Source organism: Janthinobacterium sp. UMAB-60 (assembly GCF_900095235.1).
Classification (GTDB): domain Bacteria; phylum Pseudomonadota; class Gammaproteobacteria; order Burkholderiales; family Burkholderiaceae_D; genus Janthinobacterium.
The window spans coordinates 1-1539 of record NZ_LT607522.1; the positions used below are offsets into that span (position 1 = coordinate 1).

A 1539-nucleotide genomic window follows, 5' to 3' on the forward strand; every position below is an offset into this window, starting at 1 on the left:
CATGAAGCAATCGGAAGTGGTTCCAAGAAAAGCCTCTAAGCTTCAGTCATACGAGACCGTACCGCAAACCGACACAGGTGGGCGAGATGAGTATTCTAAGGCGCTTGAGAGAACTCGGGAGAAGGAACTCGGCAAATTGGTACCGTAACTTCGGGAAAAGGTACGCCCCGGTAGCTTGACTGGTTTACTCCAGAAGGGTGAAAGGGTTGCAATAAACTGGTGGCTGCGACTGTTTAATAAAAACACAGCACTCTGCAAACACGAAAGTGGACGTATAGGGTGTGACGCCTGCCCGGTGCTGGAAGATTAAATGATGGGGTGCAAGCTCTTGATTGAAGTCCCAGTAAACGGCGGCCGTAACTATAACGGTCCTAAGGTAGCGAAATTCCTTGTCGGGTAAGTTCCGACCTGCACGAATGGCGTAACGATGGCCACACTGTCTCCTCCCGAGACTCAGCGAAGTTGAAATGTTTGTGATGATGCAATCTACCCGCGGCTAGACGGAAAGACCCCATGAACCTTTACTGTAGCTTTGCATTGGACTTTGAACCAATCTGTGTAGGATAGGTGGGAGGCTTTGAAGCGGGGACGCTAGTTCTCGTGGAGCCAACCTTGAAATACCACCCTGGTTTGTTTGAGGTTCTAACCTTGGTCCGTTATCCGGATCGGGGACAGTGCATGGTAGGCAGTTTGACTGGGGCGGTCTCCTCCTAAAGTGTAACGGAGGAGTTCGAAGGTACGCTAGATACGGTCGGACATCGTGTTGATAGTGCAATGGCATAAGCGTGCTTAACTGCGAGACTGACAAGTCGAGCAGGTACGAAAGTAGGACATAGTGATCCGGTGGTTCTGTATGGAAGGGCCATCGCTCAACGGATAAAAGGTACTCTGGGGATAACAGGCTGATTCCTCCCAAGAGTTCATATCGACGGGGGAGTTTGGCACCTCGATGTCGGCTCATCACATCCTGGGGCTGTAGCCGGTCCCAAGGGTATGGCTGTTCGCCATTTAAAGTGGTACGTGAGCTGGGTTTAAAACGTCGTGAGACAGTTTGGTCCCTATCTGCCGTGGGCGTTGGAAATTTGAAGGGGGCTGCTCCTAGTACGAGAGGACCGGAGTGGACGTATCTCTGGTGTACCGGTTGTCACGCCAGTGGCATTGCCGGGTAGCTAAATACGGAAGAGATAACCGCTGAAAGCATCTAAGCGGGAAACTTGCCTTGAGATGAGATTTCCCAGAGCCTTGAGCTCTTTGAAGGGTCGTTCGAGACCAGGACGTTGATAGGCTGGGTGTGGAAGTGCAGTAATGCATTAAGCTAACCAGTACTAATTGCCCGTACGGCTTGTCCCTATAACCTTAGCAGGTACAGAGGATAAGACGGTACAACGTTGTGCGTTTGTTGATACTACTATTCATTACCCAATCTTTGCTTCTTCCAGATTCAGGCTTTGTCGCTCCACTGAGGACAAATGCCGGTACAAGTTATGCCTGATGACCATAGCAAGTTGGTCCCACCCCTTCCCATCCCGAACAGGACCG

The 1539-nt window shown here is 50.9% G+C and carries 1 rRNA gene; it reads left to right on the plus strand.

The window, feature by feature from the left end:
* Positions 1-1350, plus strand: a 23S ribosomal RNA gene (locus K0F86_RS27135); the annotation flags it as partial.
* Between the last annotated feature and the right edge of the window lie 189 nt (positions 1351-1539).